Below are 24299 nucleotides of genomic sequence, written 5' to 3'. Positions count from 1 at the left end.
GGCAAGCGTTCGGATCAAAATAGGATCTTTCATTCAGAGTAATTGCGCGCGCCAAAAATATCTGTGCCGATGCGCACAATGGTCGCACCGCAGGCAATCGCCGCCTCCATATCGGCAGACATACCCATGGAAAGTGTATCCAGCTCCTCGTTGGGAAATAACTCTTGCAGAGAATGCAGCAGGCGCGCCATCTCTAAAAAAGGTTGGCGTTGCGCCTGTACTGTCTGTCGCGCCGCGGGAATCGCCATCAAACCACGCAGGCGCAGCCCCGGCAATTGCACTATTTCCCGCGCCAGTGCCTCCAAATCCTGTAGAGCTATGCCAGACTTGCTCTGCTCATTATCGATATTGACCTGCAGACAGATATTGAGGGGAGCCAAATTAGTTGGCCGCTGGGATGATAGACGCTGGGCGATCTTCAGTCGATCCACCGTATGCATCCAATCAAAGTGCTCGGCTACCGCGCGAGACTTATTCGACTGCAATGGCCCGATGAAATGCCAATGGATATCCAGATCTTGTAGGGCATCCTGTTTTTCCAGGGCTTCCTGCAAATAGTTTTCGCCAAAGTGTCGCTGACCGGCCGCATAGGCGATACGCAAATCCTCCGCTGGGCGGGTCTTGGAAACCGCCAGCAGAGTGATTTCTGCAGGATCGCGATCGCAGTTGTTGCAGCAGGTCACAATCCGCTCACCTACTGCATTCAGGTTTTCGACGATTGTCGCTTTGCGCATATACTGAGGCCCTTACCGAAATGAGTGGCGATTTTACCTGAGCCCAAACAAGAACCATAAGGTAGCAGTATGGATATCACTGAACTCCTCGCCTTTAGCGCCAAACAAAACGCTTCGGATCTGCACCTCTCCGCAGGCCTTCCGCCGATGATCCGTGTGGATGGCGACGTGCGCCGTATCAACCTGCCGGCCATGGAACACAAGCAAGTGCACGGCCTGATCTACGAGATCATGAACGACAAGCAACGTAAGGACTACGAAGAATTTCTCGAGACCGACTTCTCTTTCGAGGTACCTGGTGTAGCCCGCTTTCGTGTGAACGCCTTTAACCACAACCGCGGTGCCGGTGCCGTATTCCGGACCATTCCCTCCAAGGTTTTAACCATGGAGGATCTGGGCATGGGCCAAGTTTTCAAACAGATCTCCGATACTCCGCGCGGCCTGGTCTTGGTCACAGGGCCCACCGGCTCCGGTAAGTCCACCACCCTCGCCGCGATGATGGACTATATCAACGACAACAAATACGAGCATATCCTCACCATTGAGGACCCCATCGAATTCGTTCACGAATCCAAAAAATGCCTGGTGAACCAGCGCGAAGTGCATAGAGATACCCACGGCTTCGCAGAAGCATTGCGCTCGGCCCTGCGTGAAGACCCGGATATCATTCTGGTGGGGGAGATGCGTGACCTGGAAACTATTCGCCTGGCATTAACCGCAGCGGAAACCGGCCACTTGGTATTCGGCACCCTGCATACCACTTCCGCCGCCAAGACTATCGACCGGGTAGTGGATGTGTTCCCGGCACAGGAAAAAGCCATGGTGCGTTCCATGCTATCGGAATCCCTGCAAGCAGTAATCTCACAGACACTACTGAAGAAAAACGGCGGTGGCCGTGTCGCTGCCCACGAGATCATGCGCGGCACTCCCGCAATCCGCAACTTGATCCGCGAAGACAAAATCGCGCAGATGTACTCCGCCATCCAGACTGGTGCCAGCGTTGGTATGCAGACCATGGACCAGTGCCTGGAAGACCTGGTGGCACGGCGTATCGTCAGCCGCGAAGTCGCGCGGGAAAAAGCCAAGATGCCAGAAAACTTCTAAGCATTAGCGGCCCCTCTTCAGTCAAAAAATAATACGCGGTAACAATCATGGATATAGAAAGACTCCTACAGCTGGTAGTAGAGAAAGGTGCATCGGATCTGTTTATCACCGCCGGCGTACCGCCTTCCATCAAACTGCACGGCCGCGTGGTGCCTTGCAGTAGCAGTGCCCTCACCCCAGAAAAAGCCCGCGAGCTAGTAGTGGGCACCATGAATGAGAAACAGCGCCGTGAGTTCGCCGAGAAGAAGGAATTAAACTTCGCCATTGCGGTACGCAACGTGGGCCGTTTCCGGGTGTCGGCTTTCTTCCAGCGCAACTTGGTGGGTATGGTGCTGCGACGCATCGAAACAAAAATCCCCACCATTGACGGCCTCGGCCTGCCGGATGTACTCAAAGATCTGGCCATGACCAAGCGCGGGCTGATTATTTTTGTAGGTGCCACCGGTACCGGTAAGTCCACCTCCCTGGCCTCAATGATCGGCCACCGCAATGAGAACACCAAGGGTCATATCATCACCATTGAGGACCCGATCGAATTTATCCACCAGCACCGCGGCTGTATTGTGACCCAGCGCGAAGTGGGCCTGGATACCGACTCCTTCGAAATCGCCTTGAAGAACACTCTGCGTCAAGCGCCAGATGTCATCCTGATTGGTGAGGTGCGCTCCCGCGAAACGATGGAGCACGCCATTGCTTTCGCCGAAACTGGTCACCTGTGCCTGTGTACACTGCACGCCAACAATGCCAACCAAGCCCTCGACCGGATCATTCACTTCTTCCCGGCAGACCGTCACCAACAGCTGTTTATGGATCTGTCCCTGAACCTTAAGGCCATGGTTGCCCAGCAGCTGGTACCAACACCGGATGGCGATGGCCGCCGCGCCTGTCTGGAAATTATGATCAACACGCCGTTGATGTCAGACCTGGTGCGCAAAGGCCAGGTGCACAAGATGAAGGAGTTGATGAAACGCTCCGGCGAACAGGGCATGCAGACCTTCGACCAGGCGCTGTATGAACTCTACGATCGCGGCGAAATTACTTACGAGGACGCCCTCGCCCATGCCGACTCCGCCAACGACTTGCGCCTGATGATCAAGCTTAAGTCTGAATCCGATGCGGAGTATTTAAACAGCGCAGCCGGCGAGTTGAGTCTACAAAATGACTCTGAGTACGGCGATGGTGGGCCGCAACTTTACTAAGGTTGCTGCTTAGCTATCCAAGAACCGTTTACAGAAAAATCAACGCCCTAACACCTGTAAACGGTTCTCATCTGAAAAAACCGCTTTTAATTTCCCGATAAGTCCACAGCAAGCTGCGCTCAATAATTTACGAGCTGCTTTATTCCAAGATACTCAGGGCCCCAACCTACTATTTGACTTGGGGAACAATATTTCCTTACCCTTCTCCTCCCCTCACCGAATTACTCACTTCATCGCGGCCATAGAAATGAAAAATAAAGTTGCCTTGATAACCGGAGGCAGCCGGGGAATCGGTGCCGCCACAGCAAAACTACTGGCTCAACGTGGATATCAGATTGCCATCAGCTATCGGGAACGAAGGAAGCAAGCGGAAGACCTAGTAAATGAACTTCAATCTTTGGGCGTTACTGCAATAGCGGCACGTGCCGATATCACTTCAGAAGATGAGGTTGTCCGTCTATTCGAAAAGGTTGACCAAAATCTCGGCCCGATTAACAGCCTGGTAAACAATGCCGCAGTCATTAAACCGCAGATGCGTGTTGAATTAATGGATTCTCAGCGTATCAACGAGATTCTTCGGACCAATATCACCGGTACATTGCTCTGCTGTCGCGAGGCGATTAAGAGGATGTCAACAAAAAGCGGGGGCAGCGGAGGAACTATTGTCAATATCTCATCCGCCGCCAGCCGTTCAGGGTCACCTAACGAATATATCGATTACGCGGCTAGCAAAGGTGCTGTAGATACTCTAACCATCGGACTCAGCCAAGAAGTCGCCGGTGAGGGGATTCGAGTGAACGGTGTAAGGCCGGGTTTTATTTACACGGAAATGCATGCTGATGGCGGCGAACCAGATAGAATTGAGCGAGTAAAATCTGCAATTCCACTCAAACGTGGCGGGCAAGCCGAAGAAGTGGCTAAGGCAGTGGCCTGGCTTCTCAGTGACGAATCAACCTTTACAACCGGCTCATTTATTGATGTCGCAGGTGGAAAATAAGATAAGAATATATGTTGGAAGCACTTTTTTCCCTTGTTGCGGCAACAGCTCTGCTACTTGGCTCCCCCGGTCCCGCACCACTTGCGCTGGCCGCTTCTGGGGCAACTTTTGGGATCAGGAAAAGTAGCCATTTTCTTATCGGTATCCTACTGGGGCTAAGCGTTGCAATTATGGGCGCAACCGCCGGGATAGCGGCCCTGCTGGCAACCTGGCCCGAGGCGCGCTTTGCCGTACAACTTTGCGGGGCTTTGTATATTGGCTATATCGCCATAAAAATTGCCACAGCCCCGGTAATGGAGAAAAACCCATCAGCGGAAACTCAAGCGCCATCACTGTTGGATGGGTTTATTTTTAATCTACTCAACCCAAAAGCTTATGCCGCCTTCTTTGCCATCTTTTCCCAATTTTTACTGCCAATTGAAGAAAGCAACTTAAGTTACATTGCTACTGGAATGGTCTGTTTGATAGTCGCGGCTGTGGTCGATTTTATCTGGCTATGTTTGGGAGGAAGTTTGCGACCGGTTTTTCATAAACCTAAACAGGCACGAATAATCAGAGTTTGCTTTGCCCTTCTGATGGTAGCAGCTGTGCTAATCGTGTTCCTGCGCGGAATGGTTTAACTACTAGCAAATCTCCGTGATCAGGTTTTTTACCGAAGACAGCATACGCCGGCTTACCAATGGGGCTTGTGTTACCCCTTCCAGCTCCACCCGATAATTCGCTCCGTCTCTGCGTAAGCCTGTAATAAATGCTACTGCCACCAGTGCACTGCGGTGCACTCGAACAAAGCGCTCGGCAAATTCGCTTTCCAACTCTTTTAATGACTCATCAAGGATCGTCTCACCGGCAGGGTGATGGGCCACCACATATTTGCTGTCAGCAACCAAACAACGAATGCTGTCCACTTCCAATAGCTCGACCCCCATACGGCTCACCGCTTTGATACGGCTGCGACCGCGATCCTTCTCGTCACCACTAACAAGTTTTTGTTGGGGTTTATTGAGGCACTGCACCTTTGCCAGCGCTTGGCGCAACTGCTCCACGCTGACAGGCTTGAGTAGATAACCCACCGCGGCGGTGGCGAAGGCCGGCAGGGCGAACTCATCGTGGGCAGTGCAAAAAATTATCGCGGGTGGGCACTCGCGTGTGGAAAGCTGCTGGGCCAATTCCAAGCCGCTGCCGCCGGGCATTTCTATGTCGAGCAATACCAGATCTGGGTCCAGTATCTGCACCTGTATCAACGCAGATTCAATATCCGCCGCTTCACCAACAGGAATACAATTTTCGATTGTAGACAACTGCCGCTGCAGCCGCGCGCGGGCCAGGGGTTCATCATCGACAATCAGGACTCGCAACTGGGTCACTCCATCACCTCAGTATCTCTACTGGAATTTATGATCGGTTTTGTTTCACGCTGAACCACCTCCCGGGGGAACAAGGGTAGTTGTAGCTGCACTCGGTAGTGGTCCCCCACCCGACCGGCGGTAAACTTGAAGCGATCACCGTAATAGGCGGCAAGGCGCTGGCGAATATTCTCCACTGCCATCCCGTTGCTTTCCCTGGTGAAATGCACAGTTTCTGCCGGAAGTGGGTTTTCAATATCAATGTACAGAACACCGCCTCCAGTTTTCACGGCCACAGTAATTGTGCCGCCCTCACGCAGCTGTGCCACACCGTGTAAAACGGCATTCTCAAGCAATGGTTGCAACAACATGCTGGGTACTTGTATATCCTCCAAAGTACCCTGCTGCTGCCATTGCTGCTGCAAACGCTCGCCCAGGCGCAGAGCCTCAATCTCCAGATAACGTTGGGACAATTGTATTTCCTGCGACAGCGGCACTAGCTTTGGGTCGGCGAGGCTGGCCCGAAACAACACGCACAAATCTTCCACCAAACGCTCAGCGCGATCTGGGTCTACCGCGATCAGGCTGGCCAGGCTATTCATGCTGTTAAACAAAAAGTGCGGTCGTATACGCGACTGCAACGCCTCGATACGCGCGCCCAGTTCCGCCTGTTGCTGGTTGTATAACTGCTGTTGTAAATAGGCGTAGCGCAATACCACCCCGGCGCAGATAGCCCCAAGGAGACAATCACTAGCCAGTCCCCACCAATCGAAATCCGCCTGCAGCAATAGAGCACGCACATAGCGCTGAACCCCCATTACTAATCCAAGCACGCCCAACACCGCGATAAAGCTGATAGCGCCGGCATGTTTGTGGGGTAACTTGGCTAGATAGGGGCGCAGCCGGCAAAGCACGGCGGCACAGGGCAATATCACCCACTGAATCACCAGGGACACTAGGCCAAGGCGCTGCCAACTGAAGTCGCGCAGCCCGTCCAAGGCGAGCACCAGAACCAGGGCCAGCAATTCCCCCATCAACACCAATGCGGCCAGGGCGGTGACACTGCATAAATCCGGAAGAAAAGGCACCTGCCCGCAAAGCGCAGAATCCTTGCTATCAGTGTCAGTTTTTCGAATTTTCTGCGATATAATGCCCGACGGCCTGGGAAATGACATGCAGTTGTTATTCTTGATTGTCCCTATATTCAAAGCGCACGATACCACCAAGCTCCCCGGCCTTTCACCTCACTGCAGCCAGGAAAACCATGAGCAACGACAAACCCGACTCCTCCACTAATCCCGCCGCCAAACTCTGGGGCGGCCGTTTCAGCGAAGCCACCGACGCTTTCGTAGAGCGATTCACTGCCTCTGTCACCTTCGATCAGCGCATGGCGCTGGAAGATATTCAGGGTTCCCTCGCTCATGCACAGATGCTATCCGAGGTTGGGGTATTGAGCGGTGATGAATATCACCAGATTGCCAATGGCCTGAAAGAGATTGCAGTAGAAATTGAGGCGGGTGACTTTCCCTGGTCGGTGCAGTTGGAAGATGTGCATATGAATATCGAGGCGCGCCTGACCGAACGCATCGGTGCCACCGGTAAAAAACTGCACACTGGCCGCTCCCGCAACGACCAGGTCGCCACCGATATCCGCCTGTGGCTGCGCGGCCGCATCGACCGGATCGGCGCCGAATTAACCCGACTGCAAACCGGGTTGGTAGACCTGGCCGAACGCGAAGCCGATACCATTATGCCCGGCTTTACCCACCTGCAGAGTGCGCAGCCAGTGACCTTCGGCCACCACCTGCTGGCCTGGAATGCCATGCTCAGCAGGGATTTCGAGCGCCTGATGGATTGCCGCAAACGAGTCAATCGCTCGCCCCTGGGTGCCGCAGCACTGGCCGGCACCAGCTACCCAATCGACCGCGCGCGCACTGCCGAACTGCTGGGCTTCGATGCTCCGACCGAGAACTCCCTGGACTCGGTGAGCGACCGAGATTTCGCCATTGAATTCTGCGCCTTCACCGCCCTACTGCTCACCCATCTTTCCCGCGCCAGCGAGGAACTGGTGCTCTGGGCTTCTAGCCAGTTCGACTTTATAGACCTACCGGATCGCTTCTGTACCGGCTCATCAATTATGCCGCAAAAGAAAAACCCGGATATGCCCGAACTGGTGCGTGGCAAAACCGGCCGTGTGAACGGCCACCTGATTGCACTGCTGACCCTGATGAAAAGCCAGCCCCTGGCTTACAACAAAGACAACCAAGAAGACAAAGAGCCTTTATTCGACGCTGCCGATACCGCACTGGACTGCCTGCGCGCCTTTGCGGATATGGTGCCCGCACTCAAGGCAAAAAAAGAAAATATGCTGGCGGCAGCCGCCAAGGGTTTCTCCACTGCCACCGACCTGGCGGATTACCTGGTGCGCAAAGGCATTGCCTTCCGCGATGCTCACGAGATCGTCGGCCAGTCGGTTTCCTTTGCCATTGAACAGCAGAAAGACCTAGCGGAGCTGAGCTTAGAGCAGCTGCAGCAATTCTCTGCTGATATCGGTGCGGATGTCTTTGAAGTGCTCACCCTGGAAGGCTCAGTAGCCGCTCGTAACCATATCGGCGGCACCGCTCCCGATCAGGTTCGCGCTGCCTGTGCACAAGCACGAGTGCAAATTGAAGGGCGTCATTAAGGCAGGCCCCAGCAGGACTAGGAGCCCGTTTTTTGCATCCGGGCGCCTAGGGTACGGCCGATCAGTAAACCGGGATTACTGCGGTAATCCCAGTTCGACCGATTCACCCTGCTGCTCGCTCAGCACGCGATTGAGCAGGGTCGGTAGATTTTCCTCGGTGGTACTGCATTTCCAGCCGGGCGCGGTAAACGAGAGGTGGTAACCGCCCGACTTGGCAGCTATCCAAAGTTCCTGATTGGCGGATTGCCGGGAGAGAATAACCTGACTTCCATTATCCTCCAGGGTCAGGGTGAGCACGGCACCACTGCGCTCGTAATCGATATCCCAGTCACAATCGTCCAGGGCATCCTCAATCGCCATCAGGGTATGCTCAATGGCCGCTTCATATTCCGTTTGGCTCATCTTTTATTACTTCTGTTACCGTCTACTGTGTTCAATCTATTGGCTCGCTATACTATCAGGCTTTTGCCGAAGACCGCTCTAAAGCCCGAGTGCAGGATGTCACCCATGCCAAAGAAAATGCTCTACCCCCTTTGCGCCCTGCTGAGTGCATCTGCACTCCTCAGCGGCTGCGGTCAGAAAGGACCGCTGTACCTGCCCCAGGCGCCGGCCGAACCCGCGCCTGCTATCACCACAGGCCCGCCCACTACGGTGCCCACTAGTAGCACGGCGGTGGAGCCGGATGAGCCGGTACTTGTTCCAGCCGGAGAAACTGTTGTACCGGAAGGGTACTCCGAACCAAACGACTATTCAGAACCCGGGGATTACTCTACGCCAGAAGACTACCCGGAAGAGGGCTACCCAGAGGAGCAAGCACCGCAGAAATGAGTGAGTTCAGTTATCGCCAAGGCAGCCTGTGGGCAGAACAGGTATCACTGGAAGAGGTCGCCGAGCGTTTCGGAACCCCCACCTACGTCTATAGCCGCGCCCACTTCGAGCGCCAATATCAAGCCTATGCCGAAGCACTGGGCAGCCACCCCGGCCTGATCTGCTATGCGGTGAAGGCCAACAGCAATCTGGGTATCCTGTCGCTTTTGGCCCAGCTTGGCGCTGGGTTTGATATCGTCTCCGGGGGCGAACTCGAGAGGGTATTGCTGGCGGGAGGAGATCCCTCGCGAATAGTATTTTCCGGTGTGGGTAAAACCGCAGACGAGATACGCCGTGGCCTGGAAGTGGGTGTGCACTGCTTCAATATCGAATCGGAGGCCGAAATGCGCCGCCTCGAGCAAGTAGCGGCGGAGTGCGAAGCTGTTGCCCCAATCTCACTGCGGGTCAACCCAGATGTAGACGCACAAACCCACCCCTATATTTCCACCGGCCTCAAAGAAAATAAATTCGGCGTCGCCATCAACAGCGCTCTGGATGTGTATTTATACGCAGCGCGCTCACCTCACCTGAGAGTTACCGGGGTGGATTGCCATATCGGCTCCCAGCTCACCGAGGTGGCCCCTTTCCTGGATGCTCTCGACCGGCTGTTGATGCTGGTGGACACCCTCTCCGCCGAAGGTATCCAGCTGGAACACCTGGATCTGGGCGGCGGTCTCGGGGTCCGCTACCGGGGTGAAGAGCCCCCAGTAGTTGCAGACTATCTGCAAGCGGTTCTGGAGCGTATCGGCGAACGCCAGCTGGGCCTGATACTGGAACCCGGTCGTTCGATTGCCGCTAACGGCGGCGTTCTATTGACTCGGGTTGAATACCTGAAGCACACCGAAGGACACAACTTCGCCATTGTCGATGCCGCCATGAACGACAACCTACGCCCTGCCCTTTATCAGGCCTGGCAGGATATAGTGCCGGTTACTCCGAGCGACGGTGAGGACACACTCTGGGATATCGTTGGCCCCGTTTGCGAAACTGGTGACTTCCTCGGCAAGAACCGCGCCCTGGCTCTGCGCGAGGGGCAATTACTGGCCATGCTGTCCGCCGGCGCCTACGGCTTTACCATGAGTTCCAACTACAATAGCCGCCCGCGTGCAGCGGAAGTGCTGGTGGATGGCGAGAATAGCTATTTAGTGCGCACACGGGAAACTTTCGACGACCTGGTTCGGGGTGAGACCCCGGTGCCTGAAAAGGTCTAACGGTTTGTGTCACCCTTGCCTCTTAATTACCAACCAACAGAATTCCGGGGCGCCAGCAATGCCAGCGTCACCGGTGGCGAGCACCCCTAGGATGGCCCGCTCAATCAGTTTTACAGAGAAATGGAATGCGCGTTAAATTCAGCAAGATGCATGGGCTCGGCAATGATTTTGTAATGCTCGATGGCATCAGCCAGAGACTCAAGCTGTCACCAGATAAAATTCGCCGAATCGCCGATCGGCGCCTAGGCATCGGCTGTGATCAAGTACTACTGGCAGAGCCGCCACGGGGGCCAGAGGCAGATTTTCGCTATCGAATCTTTAATGCCGATGGCGGCGAGGTGGAGAACTGCGGCAATGGTGCACGCTGTTTCGCCCGCTTTGTACGCGAACGCCGCCTGACGGGAAAAAAACGGCTCAAGGTCGAGACTGCTGCGGGAATGCTGCACCTTCGTGTACTGGATAACGACCAGGTCAGTGTCGATATGGGCGCCCCCGTTTTAGAGCCGGAGAAGATTCCGTTCAATGCCGATCGCCGTGCGGATAGCTACCTGCTGGAAGCCAGTGACGAGACCTTTACCATCGGCGCAGTCTCCATGGGTAACCCCCACGCCATACTGTTGGTCGACGATATTCACAGCGCCCCGGTAGAGACCCTCGGCCCTTTAATCGAGGCACATCCCCGCTTCCCCCAGAAGGTGAATGTGGGTTTCCTGCAAGTCGAATCCCGCAGCCAGGCACAGTTGCGTGTATTTGAGCGCGGCGTAGGTGAAACTCACGCCTGTGGCACCGGTGCCTGCGCAGCCATGGTGTATGCCCACCTGCGCGACCTGGTGGATGAGCAGGTGGAAATCCGCCTTCCCGGCGGGTCCCTGACAATCCACTGGAGTGGGCCGAATCAGCCGGTTACTATGACCGGGCCCGCGACTACAGTTTTCCACGGGCAAATCATTGTTTAAATAATTTAGCGGGCGAGCCTCAGCTCTAATTCCGATAGAGCACAGGATTCACCACGCGCCCGCGCCAATGTGAACAGAACACGATGGAACACACAGACGCCAATCAAACTTCTGATGAGATTGTCGCCGGCAACCACAGGGAAACCCAGCGCGATGACAAGTTGCTCGCGCGCCAGGTAGCTCGCTACCTAATGCAAAACCCTGAGTTTTTTGTCGAGCGCATGGACCTGCTCGAAACCATCAAACTGCCGCGGGAAAATGGCAAGACCGTGTCGCTGATGACACATCAGACCAATCTGCTACGCGAGCGCAATATTGAGATGCGGCAACGCCTCGACCAATTACTGCACAATGCACGCGATAACGATCAGTTGTTTTTTAATAGCCGCCGTCTGATCCTCGCCCTACTGGAAGCACAGACCATTGGTGAGGCCACCACGGCTCTGTACAACAGCTTTTCCCATGACTTCAATGTGGAATTTACCAGCCTAACTCTATTTGGGCCGCTGGGCGTGTCAGCCGACAAGCTCGGTGAAGTGCGCACCAGCACACTCTCCAGCGCAGAGACGGCCATTGGCGCCATATTGCGTAATGGCCGCCCAATATGTGGAATTTTGCGCCCCGGGGAAAGAGAGTATTTATTCGGAGACCAATGGCAGGAAATTGCCTCCGCCGCAGTGGTCCCGCTCGGCAATCAGCTCGGCATGCTGGCAGTTGGATCATCCGATCCCCAATACTACCGTTCCAGCCTCGGCACTCTGTTTCTCTCTTATATTGGCGAAGTTTTGGAGCGCCTGCTGCCCAGGCTACTGAATCCCTGAGGCCAACAGGCTTCGGGGTTTCCTGCAGAAAAGATTTTGCCGCCAACCTGATCTCAGGGGCGGCAACGTTGAAAAGCACTAAATAGGTCGACTACCGTATTTTGGCTGCGGTTTCCGTGGCGGGTCGGCGGTGACGTCTGGATCGACTTCATTAATCGCCCCGCCACCGGCTAGAAATTCCTCAACATCAGAACTCAGCTGGCTTCTGGCGCGTTCACGGGAGGTAATGGAGCGCTCTTCGGCAAATTCCTCTGTATCCTTGCTGCGAGCGTTCTTACCCTGATCTTCATAACTATCTTTCATAGCAAAACCCTGTAACCCTTACTCCTGTTACAGAGGGAGTACCTCTGTGCCGCCCCTTCCCGCGGCGCCAATGAAATTGAAAGCCACCGGAGTAGCAATCGCCCACCGCATCAAAAGCGGCGATTAATATATAGGCACTTACAATCTACGCTGCCAGCTGCAGGCACCGGAGCCCGTAGAGTTTTTTGTTGGGAAAAAAACGAGGAGATATTGCAGTTTGTTATGGCGATTTAAGTGACAGGTAGGGAGAAACCTTCTAGTAGGAGACGATCAGGGATCATTTTTAGGGGATAAAGTAAAGCAAAAGCCCCTTACGGGGCCTTAAACATACTGGGCATTATTAATAGAAGTACCCTGATTAATCGGCAAACATTACACCGCTTCGCTACCAGTTTCCCCAGTACGGATTCGGATCACTTCCTCCAGCGCGGTGATAAAGATTTTTCCATCACCGATTTTTCCGGTTTGCGCCGCTTTGGTGATAGCTTCTACAGCCGCATCCACCATGCTGTCATCGACGGCCAGCTCCAGTTTAACCTTGGGCAGAAAGTCCACCACATACTCCGCACCACGGTAGAGTTCGGTGTGGCCCTTCTGGCGGCCAAAGCCTTTCACCTCTGTTACCGTCATTCCCTGGACACCGACCTCGGAAAGGGCAGTGCGCACATCGTCCAGCTTGAAGGGCTTCACTACGGCCGTTATTAATTTCATCTTGTGTTTTCCCCTGGTTTATCTTCTTTGCGGGAACCTCAATGCGGCTATCTCCCCAAAACTGAGGCGACGCCACTACCGAGCGACTATTTGCTCATAAATTCCGGGTAAGCTTCCATTCCACACTCGGCCAAGTCAACACCCTCCATCTCTTCATCCTCACTGACACGGATACCGGTTGCCAACTTGAGCAGGTACCAAACCGCCAGGGAGCTTACGAAGACCCACAGGAAGATAGTCAAGGCGCCAACCAACTGACCCGCAAAGGTGGATTCCTCATTGGTGAGGGGCACCAACAGAAGGCCGAGCAGACCAACTACACCGTGCACGGAAATAGCGCCGACCGGATCATCAATTCTGAGTTTATCCAGAGTAATGATGGAGAAGACCACCAGAACACCGGCAAACATACCGAACACAGTCGCCTGCAGCGCGGTAGGAGTAGAGGGCTCGGCAGTGATTGCCACCAAGCCCGCCAGAGCGCCATTGAGCAGCATCGTGAGATCGGCCTTGCCGAACAGCAAACGGGCGGTAATCAGTGCGGCGATAGCACCACCGGCTGCAGCGGCATTGGTATTAACAAACACCATAGCTACAGAATGCGCACTGGCGGCATCGCCCAGTTTTAATACGGAACCACCATTGAAGCCGAACCAGCCCATCCACAGGATAAAGGTACCGAGTGTGGCCAGTGGCAAATTGGCACCGGGAATCGCATAAACCTGGCCATTGGGTCCGTATTTACCTTTACGTGCGCCAAGCAACAGCACGCCAGCCAAAGCGGCGGCGGCGCCGGCCATATGTACGATACCGGAACCGGCAAAATCGGAGAAACCGAGGTCACCCAGGCTAAATAGACCAAAGACATCCTGGCTACCCCAGGTCCAGGAACCTTCCATAGGGTAAATAAAGCCAGTCAATACCACCGCGAAAGCAAGGAAGCTCCACAGCTTCATACGCTCGGCCACGGCACCGGACACGATGGACATAGCGGTGGCGACAAATACGACTTGGAAGAAAAAGTCAGAAGCACTCGAATAAACGGAATCGCCTTCAAATCCATTACTGGAGGAATCGGCCAGTACAGTGTCAAGGCTAAATGCCTCAATGCCAGATAGCATCCAGTTGCCATCATACATAATCGCGTATCCAGTGAGCAGGTACATAATGCAGGCTATTGCAAACAGCGCAACATTTTTGGTGAGGATTTCTGTAGTGTTCTTTGAGCGTACCAGGCCGGCTTCCAGCATGGCAAAACCCGCAGCCATCCACATCACCAGGGCGCCCATTACCAGGAAATAAAAAGTATCAATTGCATACTGCAACTGAAATATCTGGTTTTCCATGTTTCTCTCCGTTCAAGTCTGTATATTTTTAAAATTATGTTTGTTGCTATTGAGTTAGATTGCGTCTCTGCCGGTTTCGCCGGTGCGTATGCGCACTACCTGCTCCAGGTTGGCAACAAATATTTTTCCATCACCGATTTTTCCGCTGTGTGCACTGGAGCCCAGTGCCTCCAAAACTTTGTCTAACTCAGAATCCTCTACGGCAATCTGCAGCATGGTTTTCGGCAAAAAGTCCACGACATACTCAGCGCCCCGATACAATTCGGTATGGCCCTTTTGCCGACCAAAACCTTTCACCTCAGTTACAGTCACACCATTAACACCCACTTCTCTGAGGGCATCGCGCACGGCATCCAACTTAAAAGGCTTGATAATTGCGGTGATTAATTTCATGGATTCCCCCCCAAAAAAAATGCCCGCGAAATATCGCGGGCGAATTGATTACCAAGTATAAGTAGCACCAACTACCAGGGTTGGCTCACACCAATCGGTATCCCAACATTCCTCTTTACTGACATCGGTACCAACGTAAGCCGCACTCAGGTTCAAACCACCGAAGCCTCTGCTGAGCGTTACGGAGTAATCGATATAATCATCGTCCTCATAAAGGAACTCACTACGCTCCATAAAAATGTTGTAACCAACATGAAAATCCAGGCTCAGATCTGCTGGCAGTGAGAAACTGTACTCCGCAAAGGTGTAATAAAATTCGTCGCTCTGCGCCCAATAGTCGGGAGAGTAAGCAACTCCGAGGGTCAGATCTGAAATACTGAGGTTGCCGTAAATTTCCCAGTAATCTTCATCCTGGTCACTGCCGTGATAGGCGTAATAGATATAGCCGACGTCGTAACTAATGGAGTCATTGAAATCCGAGGAGAAACCACCGTAAAAATCCTGCTCGTAATCGGTTTCATCAAACCCATAAGCAAAATCCACCTGCGAAGCCCAGGTACCCACGTAAAAGCCATTGCCAAAATCCAGATCCAGACCACCCTGAATTGCGGGATTTCTATCCTTTTGGGAAATGCCTCGGAAGCGATAATCTGAAACCATACCCAGGTTGGCGCTGAAACTGATGCCCTCTTCCTGAGAGCTGCTGGAAGAGGTATTTTCTTCAGCATTTGTTAGATTGGCAGTGCCCAACGCCAGTAAAGCGCCAGCGAAAATAGTGGCAATTTTATGCTTTTTAACTTCCACTTTATTTCTCCTAAATTTCTATAGGCTGTATTTCAAGAGCTGTAATGGCGCCGCCTGCAATCGGTCCTGCACTGTCGGGTATGACAGAGGGTCTCTTGCGTCTTGTGAACCGCTACTTTCCCAGACTCCCAGTGATCGTAAATGGCACACCTGCCTTTTCACTGCAGACTTGATGCCAGGACAGCAATATCCAATGAAATCAATAAGTTAACGGGAAAGCAGACAACCGGAATAAATACGAACAATGAGCCCACAAAGTCTCACGCACCAAGATGGAACTGTTTGTCATCGCGTGCACAGAAGTGGGGAATCTTGCAGAGGCAGTGATCAGAATAGTGCACAAAGAGTCAGCTTTTGTGGCTATAGGGTGTGGGTTACAATCTGGTGCCATTAAATAAGATTTTGACAGCAAGGAGTTGCCCGTGGCTGCGGACAAACTGCAACAACTCTTAAAAGAACTGCAACAGCAGGGCACAGTAGTTACCAATGACCTGCGCAGTGCGCTGGAGGTTTCACTGGATAAATTGCCGCTGGTCTCCCAGCGCGAGTTCGATACTCAAGTGGAGATACTGAGGCGCACCAGAGAAAAATTGGCTCGCCTGGAAGACAAGGTGGAAATACTGGAGCAGGCTCTCGCACAGAGAGAACACAAACCCGAGGATTAGTTCTTCCACAAGCCGCCGCATCAAGGATGAAAATGTGAGCCTGTCAGTTAGCTACACCCGTGCCCAGCTGGGTGTTAACGCCCCACTGGTCACCGTTGAGACCCACCTGGCCAACGGGCTCCCCGCCTTTCATATCGTGGGCCTGCCCGAAGCTGCCGTGCGCGAGAGCCGCGACCGGGTACGCAGTGCCCTAATTAACAGCCACTTTGAATTCCCCCAGCGGCGTATCACCGTTAATTTGGCCCCCGCGGACCTACCCAAAGACGGCGGGCGATACGATCTCGCCATCGCTATAGGCATACTCGCCGCCTCCGGCCAAGTGCCTAGTGAGCCTTTGGAAAGCTACGAATTCATCGGAGAGCTCGCCCTTACCGGCGGAATACGCCAAGTCAGCGGCGCACTCCCTGCAGCCATCGCCAGTGCTGCCGCTCAACGCCTATTAATAGTGCCGAAAGAAAACGGCAGCGAAGCCGCCCTGGCTGGCAGCGAAATCGCTAACGCCAACTCGCTTCTTGAAGTCTGTGCAGAACTGCATGGCCGGGAAAAATTACCTCGCGCCGAGCAGCAATTAGAGCGAGTAATTACTCACACAGCAGACCTCGCTGATGTTCGTGGCCAGCTCAAAGCGAGACGGGCACTGGAAGTCGCTGCAGCAGGAGGGCACAACCTTTTGTTCTATGGTCCACCGGGTACAGGCAAGACCATGTTAGCCAGCCGTTTGCCCGGTATATTGCCGCCTCTAACCAGCCGTGAATCTATAGAAGTGGCGGCTGTGTACTCTAGCGCTGGATTACCCCATCAGAGTCACAGGCCCTTCCGCGCCCCCCACCACAGCGCCTCCCCAACCTCACTGGTGGGCGGCGGCAGCACACCGCGCCCAGGAGAGATTTCCCTGGCCCACCGCGGGGTCTTATTTCTGGATGAAATGCCAGAGTTTCCCCGCCATGCCCTAGAGATATTGCGTGAACCGCTGGAGAATGGCGAGGTACGTATTTCTCGCGCCAGAGCGCAAGTCACCTTCCCCGCCCACTTCCAATTGGTGGCCGCGATGAATCCCTGCCCCTGTGGTTATTTGGGGGAAACTCGTTGCCGGTGTACTCCGGACCAGATAGACCGCTACCGCAACAAGCTGTCCGGACCGCTGTTGGACCGTATTGATATGCAGGTGGAAGTTGGCGCAATGAGTGCAATACAGTTACAGGACTCTCCTCCCGGTGAGTCATCTGAGAGTGTACGTGAGCGAGTCTGTAATGCCCGCCAACAGCAGTTACAGCGACAGGGAACAATCAATAGCTTATTAAAAGGGGCATCGCTGGAAAACCACTGCGCCCTAGGCGATACCGAAAAACTGCTACTGCGACAGTCAGTAGAAAAACTTGGCCTTTCTGCACGCAGCTATCATCGAGTGCTTAAAGTCGCGCGCACTCTGGCGGACCTCGCCAAACAGGAAAGAATTGGTACAGCACAAATTGCCGAAGCGTTGGCTTACCGGAATCTAGACAGACGCCAGGCAAGCGTTCATACACATTAGAAGCTCTTTACGCCCTCTAAATCTCGAATATACCGCCAGAGTGAATTCTCATTGCTACAGCGCCATCAGCTGTATATTGCACTGATATTTGACAGGTCAAAAACTATAGTTATCATGGTAACTATATTATACGCTGCTGAGTTAACCTTATGAATAATCACCTATTCATTATTGCCAGAATTTTCCCCAAGACAGAATTCTTTGCGCAAGCCAAACAGGCCATCTTATCCATAGTGCCAAATACCCTCGAAGAGGAGGGCTGCCTGCAGTTCGCAGTGCACCAGGATGGGGAATGCCTATTTTTATACGAGGAGTGGCGCAGCCAGGAAGACTTAGAAAAGCATTACACCATGCCCTATATCGCTCCAATATTCGAAGCCTATCAAGAGTGGCTAAAAGAGCCGGTGGAGATCAATAAGCTCAAGAGACTGGCCTAATGTTTTTCCTCAAAGATCTTCCCTCGCAGCAAATGATTGAAGGATATGCCAAACGTTTTTCAGTAAAAGATCCCACAGCCGTTCAGGGCGCACTTACCATGATGCGGGATGCAAGCCTACTTTTACGAGAGCTGGAGAGCTATTTTACTGAGCACGGAACCTCCCAGCTGCGTTTCCTAGTAATGATTGTTATCGACCGGGAGCCACAAAGAGACAGCTTACTAGCTTCAGAAATTGCAAAACGAATTGATGTTTCTCGGCCGGTAATGACACGAACCTTGAAAAGTATGGTGGAAGATGAGCTTATCGCTATGGAAGCAGATTCCAGTGATGGCCGAGCAAAATGTATAACACTCACTAAGAATGGAAAAAAATTTTTACAGAAAATTTTGCCTGGGTATTTTAAGACAATTTCCAAATTTATGGAGGAACTGAAAAAATGAAGGGACCGATAGTACACGCCCTGTGCATATGGGCATTGGTTTATCCCATTGTTACTCTATTACTTCTGGGGATGCAGGCACTGGAATTGCAAATTGCAATTGGTTTAAAGGCTTTAATAATGACCGCCATTCTGGTCCCACTAATGTATTTCTATCTTGTACCAAAGGTACATCGCTTGTTAGAAGCAAATTAAAAAAAAGGGCATATTAAAATGGAGAAAACATACCCCAGCTTGGCAATCAAGCTGGGTATTTTTTAACAAATCTAGAACCCCAAAAATATTACACCCGAATAAAATTTATTACCTATCATTAATTGGAATCATTGACTAACATTTTCCCCTGCTTCACGCCAATGTAAATCTTATCGAGAAAACCTAAATCCTCTAGAGGATTGCCCTCCAACACTAAGAAGCTACCCTCAGCACCTTCGGCAAAGGTGCCTAAATTTCGCTCCGGAAACATCCACTTCGGAGTATCCATGGTCAAGGATTTAAGTAATACTTCTCTCGGTGTAATATCTAGAGAGTCCAAGTAGCGCATTTCACGAAGTACCGTACCGGAAAAATTATCACTCCCCATTAATAAAGATACGCCAGCATTACGTAAACGGGTAAGATTATCTCTCTGAATCTTCTGTATCTCACTCAATTCACCTTCTGAGTATTTGTGTCCAGTGGGCACACTAGCTGTTGCAATCAACTTTGTACCCTGCTCAGCAGCTAAAGCTATAGCAGTATCGCTCAAAACATAGTCCTGAATATCGAAGCCTTCGTTTCTGGCAATTCTATATCCGGGCAAATGACCCAAAACATCGACACCGGCTTTTATCGCTACCATAGCATCGTGGGCTGTATCTACATGGGCTACCACTGGAATTCCAGATTGGTGAGCACGCTCGACAATAATCGGCACCAATTTCGGATTTAGGCCATTAACGCCAAGATACTTCTTATCTCCGTGGCGCTCTTCGAAATTCTCACTGCCAACGAGAACAATTTTGAGAAATCTTGGCGATTTTTTTATAATTCCAGGCCAAACTCGGTCAAGATCTGACAAACTGTCAACGATTAGCAAGCTACTTCTACCATCCTGAATCTCTTTCTCAGTGGGGTTTGATCGATCCTTAAAATAAAAAGCAATCGGGTGACCATCCGAAGCAGTCATGCAATCTGACGCATACAAAACATCCATGGTATCTATACTACTGAACTGCGCCTTAATTTTCTCACCAAAGCTGCACATCTGCACGCTATAAAAAACTCCAGATTTGATCTGCAGAGGCCCAAAATTCTTGATACCCCAAGGGTTTTGTAGATTGTGATTATGTCCTTCAGCATAAGGCGGCACTACATACTTTCCACTGGCATCAAAGGTATAATCAACTTTTTGTGGTTTGGTCTTAGTCAAAGAGCCATTCTCGTCAACAAACCAAGTAGCTTCCTTAAAATCCGTCCCATCAAACCATTTACCTCCCACCACGGCATATGTAGTTTCACAAAAAGCTTTCTGAGAAAAAATAATTAAAAACACCCCATATAAAAAACGACCAATAAAATTTACTGAAACACCTTCAAATGATTTTGCTTTAAACATTATTAACTGCTAACTCTATTCATATGAGAACAATTCGAATTAATTTATTTTAAATAACTCATATTATTTACAACAAAAAAATCATTACTTCTAACTATTTACGTAGTTGTTGTTCAAATTTTTCCGAAGCTGCATCGGAATATCCTTTACAGCCCACTCTTACTTTTCTGGTAATAGTATCCTGGAATACCCACCCACTTGCAGCCGGGTGAGGCGTAATGAGTAAATCACAAGGTAAATCGCGTACACGGGCGAAGCTTGTGCGGAAGTCCTCTACGATATTGGGGTAGCGGCTATTATCAATCAGTTGATAACCCGGCGCTGTAAGGCTATCCACATAAGCGATATCTGTAGCTTTACCATCAGCTACATCTTCCCAGGTCCAGGCCATACTGCCCGGTGTATGGCCTGGGATAAAATGTACGCGTAAACGCAAATTTCCCAGCACCACTTGCTCGCCATCATGAAGAATACGATCTGCCTTTACTGGGGGATATAAAAGTTCGTCGGCAAAGTGAATATCATTGGCACCACCGCGAGCCATCAGCACTGCCGACTCGGCATTGGTTACTACCTGTGCACCAGTCACGCGTTTTAACTCAGCTAAGGAACCTACGTGGTCTGCATGGGCCTGACTGTGCAAGATTAGCTTGAGATCCGAGGGGGCGACTCCCAACCTGCGCATATTCTCCAATAAATGCTCAGCCGTCTGCTCCATGCCACCGTCAATTAGAATCGATCCCTCTTTGCCTTTTAATAACAGTGAGGTAATTCCCTCTGTACCTATTTGCCAGGTATTATCTGCTATTTTAAGAGGCGCTACTGGCTGGCGCCAGGATTCTGGCACTTTGTAGTTTTCCAGTTGCGGCAATACGGAGAAATTTTCAGCCATTGTAGTGCTGGAGTAAACTGTCATTACTATCGCGGCTAGCTTGGTTCTTATATTCATCAATTGCTCTCTATTTTCTTTACACCGGATATACATCTGGGTGCTCCATTAAGTAAGGTATTTTCTATCCATCTAGCAACTCGTTCAAAAACCTCTCTTCGGTGATTCACACCATCGGTATCTGTCATATAGTGATCGTAACCGGGATACTCCCAATAAGATAATTCACATCGCCCCGCATTTGTATAAGCATCACGCGCTGCACGGCCGGAGCTGACGGGAGAGGACTTATCTTCTGTACCCTGAATCAATAAGACAGGGACATGGCTATCTAATAAGTCATTGACTGGTACCCGATCTACAACATCGGCCCACCAGCGCATAGAATTCCCCCCCCAGACTTCTACACTTTCAGGATTCGTCCGTGCGTAAGCGAGTTTGGCATCGACTTCTGTCGCTACGTGAGGAGGAACCAAGGACTTAAGTACCTCAGCAAAAGATTGCCCGAGGCCACTAGAGAAAACTACAGCCGCATCTGGATTTAATTTGGGGGCCAAACGGGCAACAACATCACCGCCCTCTGAGCCACCAAAGAGAACCAGCTTACCATTCCACCAGTCGGCTCCCTTTAACTCTTCGACTATTTGCACGATATCCCGGGTGCGCTGCTCAACGGTATGGTTCGTCACATAAGCCTGTGAGCAATCTTTAAATTGGTCATTGGGGCCATCCGCATGGGTAACCCCGTATTTCTCTACCAATAGCACGGCAAATTTTGGGGCAATCTTCTTAACTTGTTGTACTGTCTTATTCTTAATGGCAGGAAGACAACCTGAGCCCTGAGCGATCAGTAACAAGCCGTGAGACTCGCTGTGGGCAGGAAATTCTAGAGACCAGTAAAGAGTTGAGGTATCCGGACGTTTACTCGTATTTTTTATGAACTCCGCATGAGCCATTGGCAAACTGAATAACAGCAGAATATTTATAAGGACAGCTTTTATTGCCTTTAAACGAAACAGATTCATCATAAAACACCTCCATTTGCTTTTGTTTCTTATGTTTATTGAGAGTGCTGTTTATGACGCAAGTACATTAAATAGGTTCCATTGAATAGCTTAAAGACTATCTATAATTTTAATTTAAACCGCTTAATAGGATTTCCGCCTATCTGCTCCCACCAGGTATCAAACGAGAGCCGATACAAACAGTGAGGCCGCAGGGGGCTATTTTCCGGTACCAGTGGATGATCAAAGATTGAGGCGTCACGACTCATACCCAGGCCATGCATCATTCTTTGTGAAGGAAGATTTTGTAATGCGGTACACCCCACTACCTCAGTAAGATTTAATTGTTCGAATGCTACTGCAAAGACAGCCTTGGCCGCTTCACTGGCATACCCCCGCCCCCAGAAATCCCTGATGAAGCGACAACCAAGTACCACACTTGGAGAGAAAGGCAACTCAGCCGAAGCATGTTTAATACCAGCGAAACCAATAAATTGTCCATTCTCTTTCAATTCCACCGCCCAGTACCCCCACCCGTATTCATCGATATGTTCCTTAAGGGTATTTAGTAGCTTATTACTTTTAGTTCGGTTCAGAGTGCAGGGAAAGAACCGCATAACCCGAGTATCTGCATTTAAATGAGCAAAATCACCACGATCCTCTTCTCGCCATTGGCGAAGGACTAATCGCTTTGAATCAGTCTGAATCAATCTGGCCATAGTCTGGGTAGCTACGCGCTGAGAAAATTTCTGGTAACACCTACACCGTTAAGACCATTTTGAAGTAATGAAAGTCCAGTCAATTAAAAAATTATTAACTTAAATTTGGCGAACTTTTTCTGCCTTCATAAAGCATCAAATGGACTAAAAGAAATACAATCCGTTCTATAGGTGTATGTATTCCTGTCCAGCAGAAAACACACACCCTACGAAACATCAGATTGCGGGAAAAATTACCAGGGAATCACTCAATATTCATGATGCCCCTGGCTTTCAGAATGGTTCTCGAGAAGGCGCGGCTTCGCAGGAATGTGTAAGCCTTTCAAAACGTCATAATACAGAATGTGAGTCACATAGTAAGCTGCGCAGGAAGGATCTTGAGGCCGCAAATGAATACGAAACTAATCCGGGGCCTCTTTTTCAGCAAAAGAGAGCACTCAGAGTAGATAAATTATTTGACTGAATGCTCTCTAGACCATTCATCAGCATTGATACGATATAAACAATGTTTTAACAAAGGGCTTTCAGTTGGAACCTGCGGATGTTCAAAGACAAGAGAATCCCGCCGCATACCCAACCGCTCCATCACTCGCTGGGAGCGAAGGTTCTGTAACGGTGTAAAAGAAACGACCTCACTGAGGTTCAAGGTATTAAAAGCTACATCCAAAGATGCTTTTGCGGCTTCAGTGGCATAGCCTTTTCCCCAGTGGGGAAAGGCCAAGCGCCAGCCAATCTCTACCGCTGGAGTGAAGGGCAAATCTTCGGTCACATTTTTCATGCCGACAAATCCAAGAAGCTCTTTAGTCTCTCTCAGCTCCAAGGCCCAAAAGCCCCAGCCGTATTTCTCAATATGCGCAATACTGCGATCCACACCGGCGTCGCTCTGTTGTCGCGTCAGCAATGAGGGGAAGAACTCCATCACCCTGGGGTCGGCATTCATTTCCGCAAGTACAGGCTTATCTTCCGCTCGCCACTGGCGCAGCTGTAAGCGCTCTGTCATAGGTTGTATTAATTCAGGCATGGAATATTCGCTATTCAATATTTTGTTTCTGCTGAAAATCTACAGACGGTGCGACCATAAAATCGCACTGATCCAGCCATTTTCGCTGCCCTGGGTAAGCCGCTTCCTCAAAGCCCAATTTCTGGTAGAGAGTCCGTGCCGCTAGATTAGTACGCAGGACAAATAAAGAGCACTCGATTGCATCCAGGGCTCTGGCTCCTGTTTGCGCAAGCTGTACTACCAGCGCACGCCCTAATCCGGCTCCGCGATGATTAGGCGAGACAATCAAGCGACTTAGGTGGCAGCGGCCCAGGTGTTGGTAATACTGCCCAAAAGCCAGCACGTCACCGCTGCTATCCTGAAGCGCGTAGCTGGGCAACTCCGGCCAACGACAATCCTCCAAGAAGGACTTCCCCTCGAACGGAAACCTGAAATCAGGCCCCCCCCACTGTTGGCACTGCTCCCTATTAGGTAGCCAGGACATCAATGTTGGGAATTGCCACTCTTCCATTGGCTTTAGTCTCAAGTTCTCCACGGCAATTC

29 protein-coding genes are annotated in these 24299 nt (G+C 51.4%); 14 read left to right on the top strand and 15 right to left on the bottom strand.

The features are described 5' to 3' along the window. Positions 1 to 29: 29 nt before the first annotated feature. On the bottom strand, positions 30 to 734 hold the full coding sequence (locus ACJJIJ_RS19190; RefSeq protein WP_444938181.1) for a YggS family pyridoxal phosphate-dependent enzyme: 705 nt from the start codon (positions 732 to 734) through the stop codon (positions 30 to 32). Positions 735 to 803: 69 nt separating this feature from the next. Here ACJJIJ_RS19190 and ACJJIJ_RS19185 point away from each other — a divergent pair, with 69 nt between their 5' ends. From ACJJIJ_RS19185 to ACJJIJ_RS19170, 4 genes are all read left to right on the top strand, one after another. Then, entirely contained in the window at positions 804 to 1838 is a 1035-nt protein-coding gene (locus tag ACJJIJ_RS19185) for a type IV pilus twitching motility protein PilT (RefSeq protein ID WP_252084158.1), read from the top strand. Between the two features lie 47 nt (positions 1839 to 1885). Then, complete coding sequence (locus ACJJIJ_RS19180) at positions 1886 to 3037, top strand: PilT/PilU family type 4a pilus ATPase (RefSeq protein ID WP_152450611.1); 1152 nt, start codon at positions 1886 to 1888, stop codon at positions 3035 to 3037. Positions 3038 to 3284: 247 nt separating this feature from the next. After that, positions 3285 to 4034 carry an SDR family oxidoreductase gene (locus ACJJIJ_RS19175; protein ID WP_444938180.1) on the top strand — a complete coding sequence of 250 codons (750 nt, stop codon included), beginning with the start codon at positions 3285 to 3287 and terminating at the stop codon, positions 4032 to 4034. Positions 4035 to 4045: 11 nt separating this feature from the next. Next, positions 4046 to 4654 carry a LysE family translocator gene (locus tag ACJJIJ_RS19170; protein WP_444883422.1) on the top strand — a complete coding sequence of 203 codons (609 nt, stop codon included), beginning with the start codon at positions 4046 to 4048 and terminating at the stop codon, positions 4652 to 4654. Between the two features lie 3 nt (positions 4655 to 4657). Here the strand turns inward: ACJJIJ_RS19170 and ACJJIJ_RS19165 are convergent, their stop codons facing one another. Beyond that, positions 4658 to 5398, bottom strand: coding sequence for a LytR/AlgR family response regulator transcription factor (locus ACJJIJ_RS19165; protein ID WP_444899297.1), 741 nt, complete (start codon positions 5396 to 5398; stop codon positions 4658 to 4660). Next, on the bottom strand, positions 5395 to 6552 hold the full coding sequence (locus ACJJIJ_RS19160) for a sensor histidine kinase (protein WP_444938179.1): 1158 nt from the start codon (positions 6550 to 6552) through the stop codon (positions 5395 to 5397). Before ACJJIJ_RS19160 ends, ACJJIJ_RS19165 begins: the two co-directional genes overlap by 4 nt. Positions 6553 to 6641: 89 nt before the next feature. Between ACJJIJ_RS19160 and argH the strand changes: the two genes are divergently transcribed. Beyond that, entirely contained in the window at positions 6642 to 8060 is a 1419-nt protein-coding gene (argH, locus tag ACJJIJ_RS19155; protein ID WP_444938178.1) for an argininosuccinate lyase, read from the top strand. A 75-nt stretch (positions 8061 to 8135) separates the two neighbouring features. Here argH and cyaY read toward each other — a convergent pair whose 3' ends face one another. Next, a complete protein-coding gene (gene cyaY / locus ACJJIJ_RS19150) occupies positions 8136 to 8462 on the bottom strand; it encodes an iron donor protein CyaY (RefSeq protein ID WP_444923693.1) in 327 nt (108 codons plus the stop codon). A 105-nt stretch (positions 8463 to 8567) separates the two neighbouring features. Here cyaY and lptM point away from each other — a divergent pair, with 105 nt between their 5' ends. From lptM to ACJJIJ_RS19130, 4 genes are all read left to right on the top strand, one after another. Next, positions 8568 to 8888, top strand: coding sequence for an LPS translocon maturation chaperone LptM (gene lptM / locus ACJJIJ_RS19145; protein ID WP_252084151.1), 321 nt, complete (start codon positions 8568 to 8570; stop codon positions 8886 to 8888). Next, positions 8885 to 10138 (top strand): diaminopimelate decarboxylase, encoded by a 1254-nt coding sequence (gene lysA / locus ACJJIJ_RS19140; RefSeq protein ID WP_252084150.1) that lies wholly within the window; start codon positions 8885 to 8887, stop codon positions 10136 to 10138. Before lptM ends, lysA begins: the two co-directional genes overlap by 4 nt. Positions 10139 to 10263: 125 nt before the next feature. Next, a complete protein-coding gene (gene dapF / locus ACJJIJ_RS19135) occupies positions 10264 to 11094 on the top strand; it encodes a diaminopimelate epimerase (RefSeq protein WP_252084149.1) in 831 nt (276 codons plus the stop codon). Positions 11095 to 11177: 83 nt separating this feature from the next. Then, positions 11178 to 11915, top strand: a complete 738-nt coding sequence (locus tag ACJJIJ_RS19130; RefSeq protein ID WP_252084148.1) for a DUF484 family protein — start codon at positions 11178 to 11180, stop codon at positions 11913 to 11915. A 78-nt stretch (positions 11916 to 11993) separates the two neighbouring features. Here ACJJIJ_RS19130 and ACJJIJ_RS19125 read toward each other — a convergent pair whose 3' ends face one another. The 5 genes from ACJJIJ_RS19125 to ACJJIJ_RS19105 all read right to left on the bottom strand — a co-directional run bounded on the left by ACJJIJ_RS19125 (position 11994) and on the right by ACJJIJ_RS19105 (position 15472). After that, complete coding sequence (locus ACJJIJ_RS19125; protein ID WP_252084147.1) at positions 11994 to 12218, bottom strand: hypothetical protein; 225 nt, start codon at positions 12216 to 12218, stop codon at positions 11994 to 11996. A 372-nt stretch (positions 12219 to 12590) separates the two neighbouring features. Beyond that, the gene (locus ACJJIJ_RS19120; protein ID WP_152450594.1) at positions 12591 to 12929 is read right to left on the bottom strand and encodes a P-II family nitrogen regulator; all 339 of its coding nucleotides are present in this window, start codon (positions 12927 to 12929) and stop codon (positions 12591 to 12593) included. A gap of 86 nt (positions 12930 to 13015) precedes the next feature. Then, positions 13016 to 14275, bottom strand: coding sequence for an ammonium transporter AmtB (gene amtB / locus ACJJIJ_RS19115; RefSeq protein ID WP_252084146.1), 1260 nt, complete (start codon positions 14273 to 14275; stop codon positions 13016 to 13018). Positions 14276 to 14329: 54 nt separating this feature from the next. Next, positions 14330 to 14668 carry a P-II family nitrogen regulator gene (locus ACJJIJ_RS19110; protein WP_252084145.1) on the bottom strand — a complete coding sequence of 113 codons (339 nt, stop codon included), beginning with the start codon at positions 14666 to 14668 and terminating at the stop codon, positions 14330 to 14332. A 48-nt stretch (positions 14669 to 14716) separates the two neighbouring features. Beyond that, entirely contained in the window at positions 14717 to 15472 is a 756-nt protein-coding gene (locus tag ACJJIJ_RS19105) for a TorF family putative porin (protein ID WP_252084144.1), read from the bottom strand. Positions 15473 to 15894: 422 nt separating this feature from the next. On the opposite strand from ACJJIJ_RS19105, the gene ACJJIJ_RS19100 reads away from it, so the two are divergent. The 5 genes from ACJJIJ_RS19100 to ACJJIJ_RS19080 all read left to right on the top strand — a co-directional run bounded on the left by ACJJIJ_RS19100 (position 15895) and on the right by ACJJIJ_RS19080 (position 18742). Beyond that, on the top strand, positions 15895 to 16137 hold the full coding sequence (locus ACJJIJ_RS19100) for an accessory factor UbiK family protein (RefSeq protein WP_252084143.1): 243 nt from the start codon (positions 15895 to 15897) through the stop codon (positions 16135 to 16137). A gap of 34 nt (positions 16138 to 16171) precedes the next feature. Beyond that, positions 16172 to 17668 (top strand): YifB family Mg chelatase-like AAA ATPase, encoded by a 1497-nt coding sequence (locus tag ACJJIJ_RS19095; protein ID WP_444938177.1) that lies wholly within the window; start codon positions 16172 to 16174, stop codon positions 17666 to 17668. Between the two features lie 149 nt (positions 17669 to 17817). After that, entirely contained in the window at positions 17818 to 18105 is a 288-nt protein-coding gene (locus tag ACJJIJ_RS19090) for a putative quinol monooxygenase (RefSeq protein WP_444887763.1), read from the top strand. Next, complete coding sequence (locus tag ACJJIJ_RS19085) at positions 18105 to 18548, top strand: MarR family winged helix-turn-helix transcriptional regulator (RefSeq protein WP_444938176.1); 444 nt, start codon at positions 18105 to 18107, stop codon at positions 18546 to 18548. The genes ACJJIJ_RS19090 and ACJJIJ_RS19085 overlap by 1 nt, the downstream gene beginning before the upstream one ends. Continuing rightward, the gene (locus tag ACJJIJ_RS19080; protein WP_444938175.1) at positions 18545 to 18742 is read left to right on the top strand and encodes a putative antibiotic biosynthesis monooxygenase; all 198 of its coding nucleotides are present in this window, start codon (positions 18545 to 18547) and stop codon (positions 18740 to 18742) included. The genes ACJJIJ_RS19085 and ACJJIJ_RS19080 overlap by 4 nt, the downstream gene beginning before the upstream one ends. Before the next feature lie 118 nt (positions 18743 to 18860). Here ACJJIJ_RS19080 and ACJJIJ_RS19075 read toward each other — a convergent pair whose 3' ends face one another. The 6 genes from ACJJIJ_RS19075 to ACJJIJ_RS19050 all read right to left on the bottom strand — a co-directional run bounded on the left by ACJJIJ_RS19075 (position 18861) and on the right by ACJJIJ_RS19050 (position 24291). Then, positions 18861 to 20144 (bottom strand): amidohydrolase family protein, encoded by a 1284-nt coding sequence (locus ACJJIJ_RS19075; protein WP_444887761.1) that lies wholly within the window; start codon positions 20142 to 20144, stop codon positions 18861 to 18863. Positions 20145 to 20238: 94 nt separating this feature from the next. After that, positions 20239 to 21087, bottom strand: a complete 849-nt coding sequence (gene bla / locus ACJJIJ_RS19070) for a subclass B3 metallo-beta-lactamase (RefSeq protein ID WP_444888891.1) — start codon at positions 21085 to 21087, stop codon at positions 20239 to 20241. 5 nt (positions 21088 to 21092) lie between these two features. Then, positions 21093 to 22061, bottom strand: a complete 969-nt coding sequence (locus tag ACJJIJ_RS19065; RefSeq protein WP_444938174.1) for an alpha/beta hydrolase family protein — start codon at positions 22059 to 22061, stop codon at positions 21093 to 21095. Positions 22062 to 22159: 98 nt separating this feature from the next. Then, positions 22160 to 22756: a GNAT family N-acetyltransferase gene (locus tag ACJJIJ_RS19060; RefSeq protein ID WP_444938173.1), complete on the bottom strand. Its 597-nt coding sequence runs from the start codon at positions 22754 to 22756 to the stop codon at positions 22160 to 22162. A gap of 451 nt (positions 22757 to 23207) precedes the next feature. After that, complete coding sequence (locus tag ACJJIJ_RS19055) at positions 23208 to 23777, bottom strand: GNAT family N-acetyltransferase (RefSeq protein WP_444938172.1); 570 nt, start codon at positions 23775 to 23777, stop codon at positions 23208 to 23210. A 10-nt stretch (positions 23778 to 23787) separates the two neighbouring features. Then, the gene (locus tag ACJJIJ_RS19050; protein WP_444938171.1) at positions 23788 to 24291 is read right to left on the bottom strand and encodes a GNAT family N-acetyltransferase; all 504 of its coding nucleotides are present in this window, start codon (positions 24289 to 24291) and stop codon (positions 23788 to 23790) included. Positions 24292 to 24299 lie beyond the last annotated feature (8 nt).

It is taken from the genome of Microbulbifer mixtoriginis (SeqCode), assembly GCF_052467945.1.
The sequence above is the reverse complement of the archived record's forward strand: the minus strand, read 5'-3'. Positions and strand labels throughout refer to the sequence as shown.

Coding starts and splice junctions, on each gene's coding strand:
- ACJJIJ_RS19190 (WP_444938181.1), bottom strand. CDS start 734: ATGCGCAAAGCGACAATCGTCGAAAACCTGAATGCAGTAGGTGAGCGG.
- ACJJIJ_RS19055 (WP_444938172.1), bottom strand. CDS start 23,777: ATGCCTGAATTAATACAACCTATGACAGAGCGCTTACAGCTGCGCCAG.
- lysA (WP_252084150.1), top strand. CDS start 8,885: ATGAGTGAGTTCAGTTATCGCCAAGGCAGCCTGTGGGCAGAACAGGTA.
- ACJJIJ_RS19075 (WP_444887761.1), bottom strand. CDS start 20,144: ATGTTTAAAGCAAAATCATTTGAAGGTGTTTCAGTAAATTTTATTGGT.
- ACJJIJ_RS19110 (WP_252084145.1), bottom strand. CDS start 14,668: ATGAAATTAATCACCGCAATTATCAAGCCTTTTAAGTTGGATGCCGTG.
- ACJJIJ_RS19060 (WP_444938173.1), bottom strand. CDS start 22,756: ATGGCCAGATTGATTCAGACTGATTCAAAGCGATTAGTCCTTCGCCAA.
- ACJJIJ_RS19130 (WP_252084148.1), top strand. CDS start 11,178: ATGGAACACACAGACGCCAATCAAACTTCTGATGAGATTGTCGCCGGC.
- ACJJIJ_RS19080 (WP_444938175.1), top strand. CDS start 18,545: ATGAAGGGACCGATAGTACACGCCCTGTGCATATGGGCATTGGTTTAT.
- ACJJIJ_RS19065 (WP_444938174.1), bottom strand. CDS start 22,061: ATGATGAATCTGTTTCGTTTAAAGGCAATAAAAGCTGTCCTTATAAAT.
- ACJJIJ_RS19125 (WP_252084147.1), bottom strand. CDS start 12,218: ATGAAAGATAGTTATGAAGATCAGGGTAAGAACGCTCGCAGCAAGGAT.
- lptM (WP_252084151.1), top strand. CDS start 8,568: ATGCCAAAGAAAATGCTCTACCCCCTTTGCGCCCTGCTGAGTGCATCT.
- ACJJIJ_RS19175 (WP_444938180.1), top strand. CDS start 3,285: ATGAAAAATAAAGTTGCCTTGATAACCGGAGGCAGCCGGGGAATCGGT.
- ACJJIJ_RS19160 (WP_444938179.1), bottom strand. CDS start 6,552: ATGTCATTTCCCAGGCCGTCGGGCATTATATCGCAGAAAATTCGAAAA.
- ACJJIJ_RS19090 (WP_444887763.1), top strand. CDS start 17,818: ATGAATAATCACCTATTCATTATTGCCAGAATTTTCCCCAAGACAGAA.
- argH (WP_444938178.1), top strand. CDS start 6,642: ATGAGCAACGACAAACCCGACTCCTCCACTAATCCCGCCGCCAAACTC.
- ACJJIJ_RS19085 (WP_444938176.1), top strand. CDS start 18,105: ATGTTTTTCCTCAAAGATCTTCCCTCGCAGCAAATGATTGAAGGATAT.
- ACJJIJ_RS19170 (WP_444883422.1), top strand. CDS start 4,046: ATGTTGGAAGCACTTTTTTCCCTTGTTGCGGCAACAGCTCTGCTACTT.
- ACJJIJ_RS19180 (WP_152450611.1), top strand. CDS start 1,886: ATGGATATAGAAAGACTCCTACAGCTGGTAGTAGAGAAAGGTGCATCG.
- amtB (WP_252084146.1), bottom strand. CDS start 14,275: ATGGAAAACCAGATATTTCAGTTGCAGTATGCAATTGATACTTTTTAT.
- ACJJIJ_RS19120 (WP_152450594.1), bottom strand. CDS start 12,929: ATGAAATTAATAACGGCCGTAGTGAAGCCCTTCAAGCTGGACGATGTG.
- ACJJIJ_RS19185 (WP_252084158.1), top strand. CDS start 804: ATGGATATCACTGAACTCCTCGCCTTTAGCGCCAAACAAAACGCTTCG.
- dapF (WP_252084149.1), top strand. CDS start 10,264: ATGCGCGTTAAATTCAGCAAGATGCATGGGCTCGGCAATGATTTTGTA.
- cyaY (WP_444923693.1), bottom strand. CDS start 8,462: ATGAGCCAAACGGAATATGAAGCGGCCATTGAGCATACCCTGATGGCG.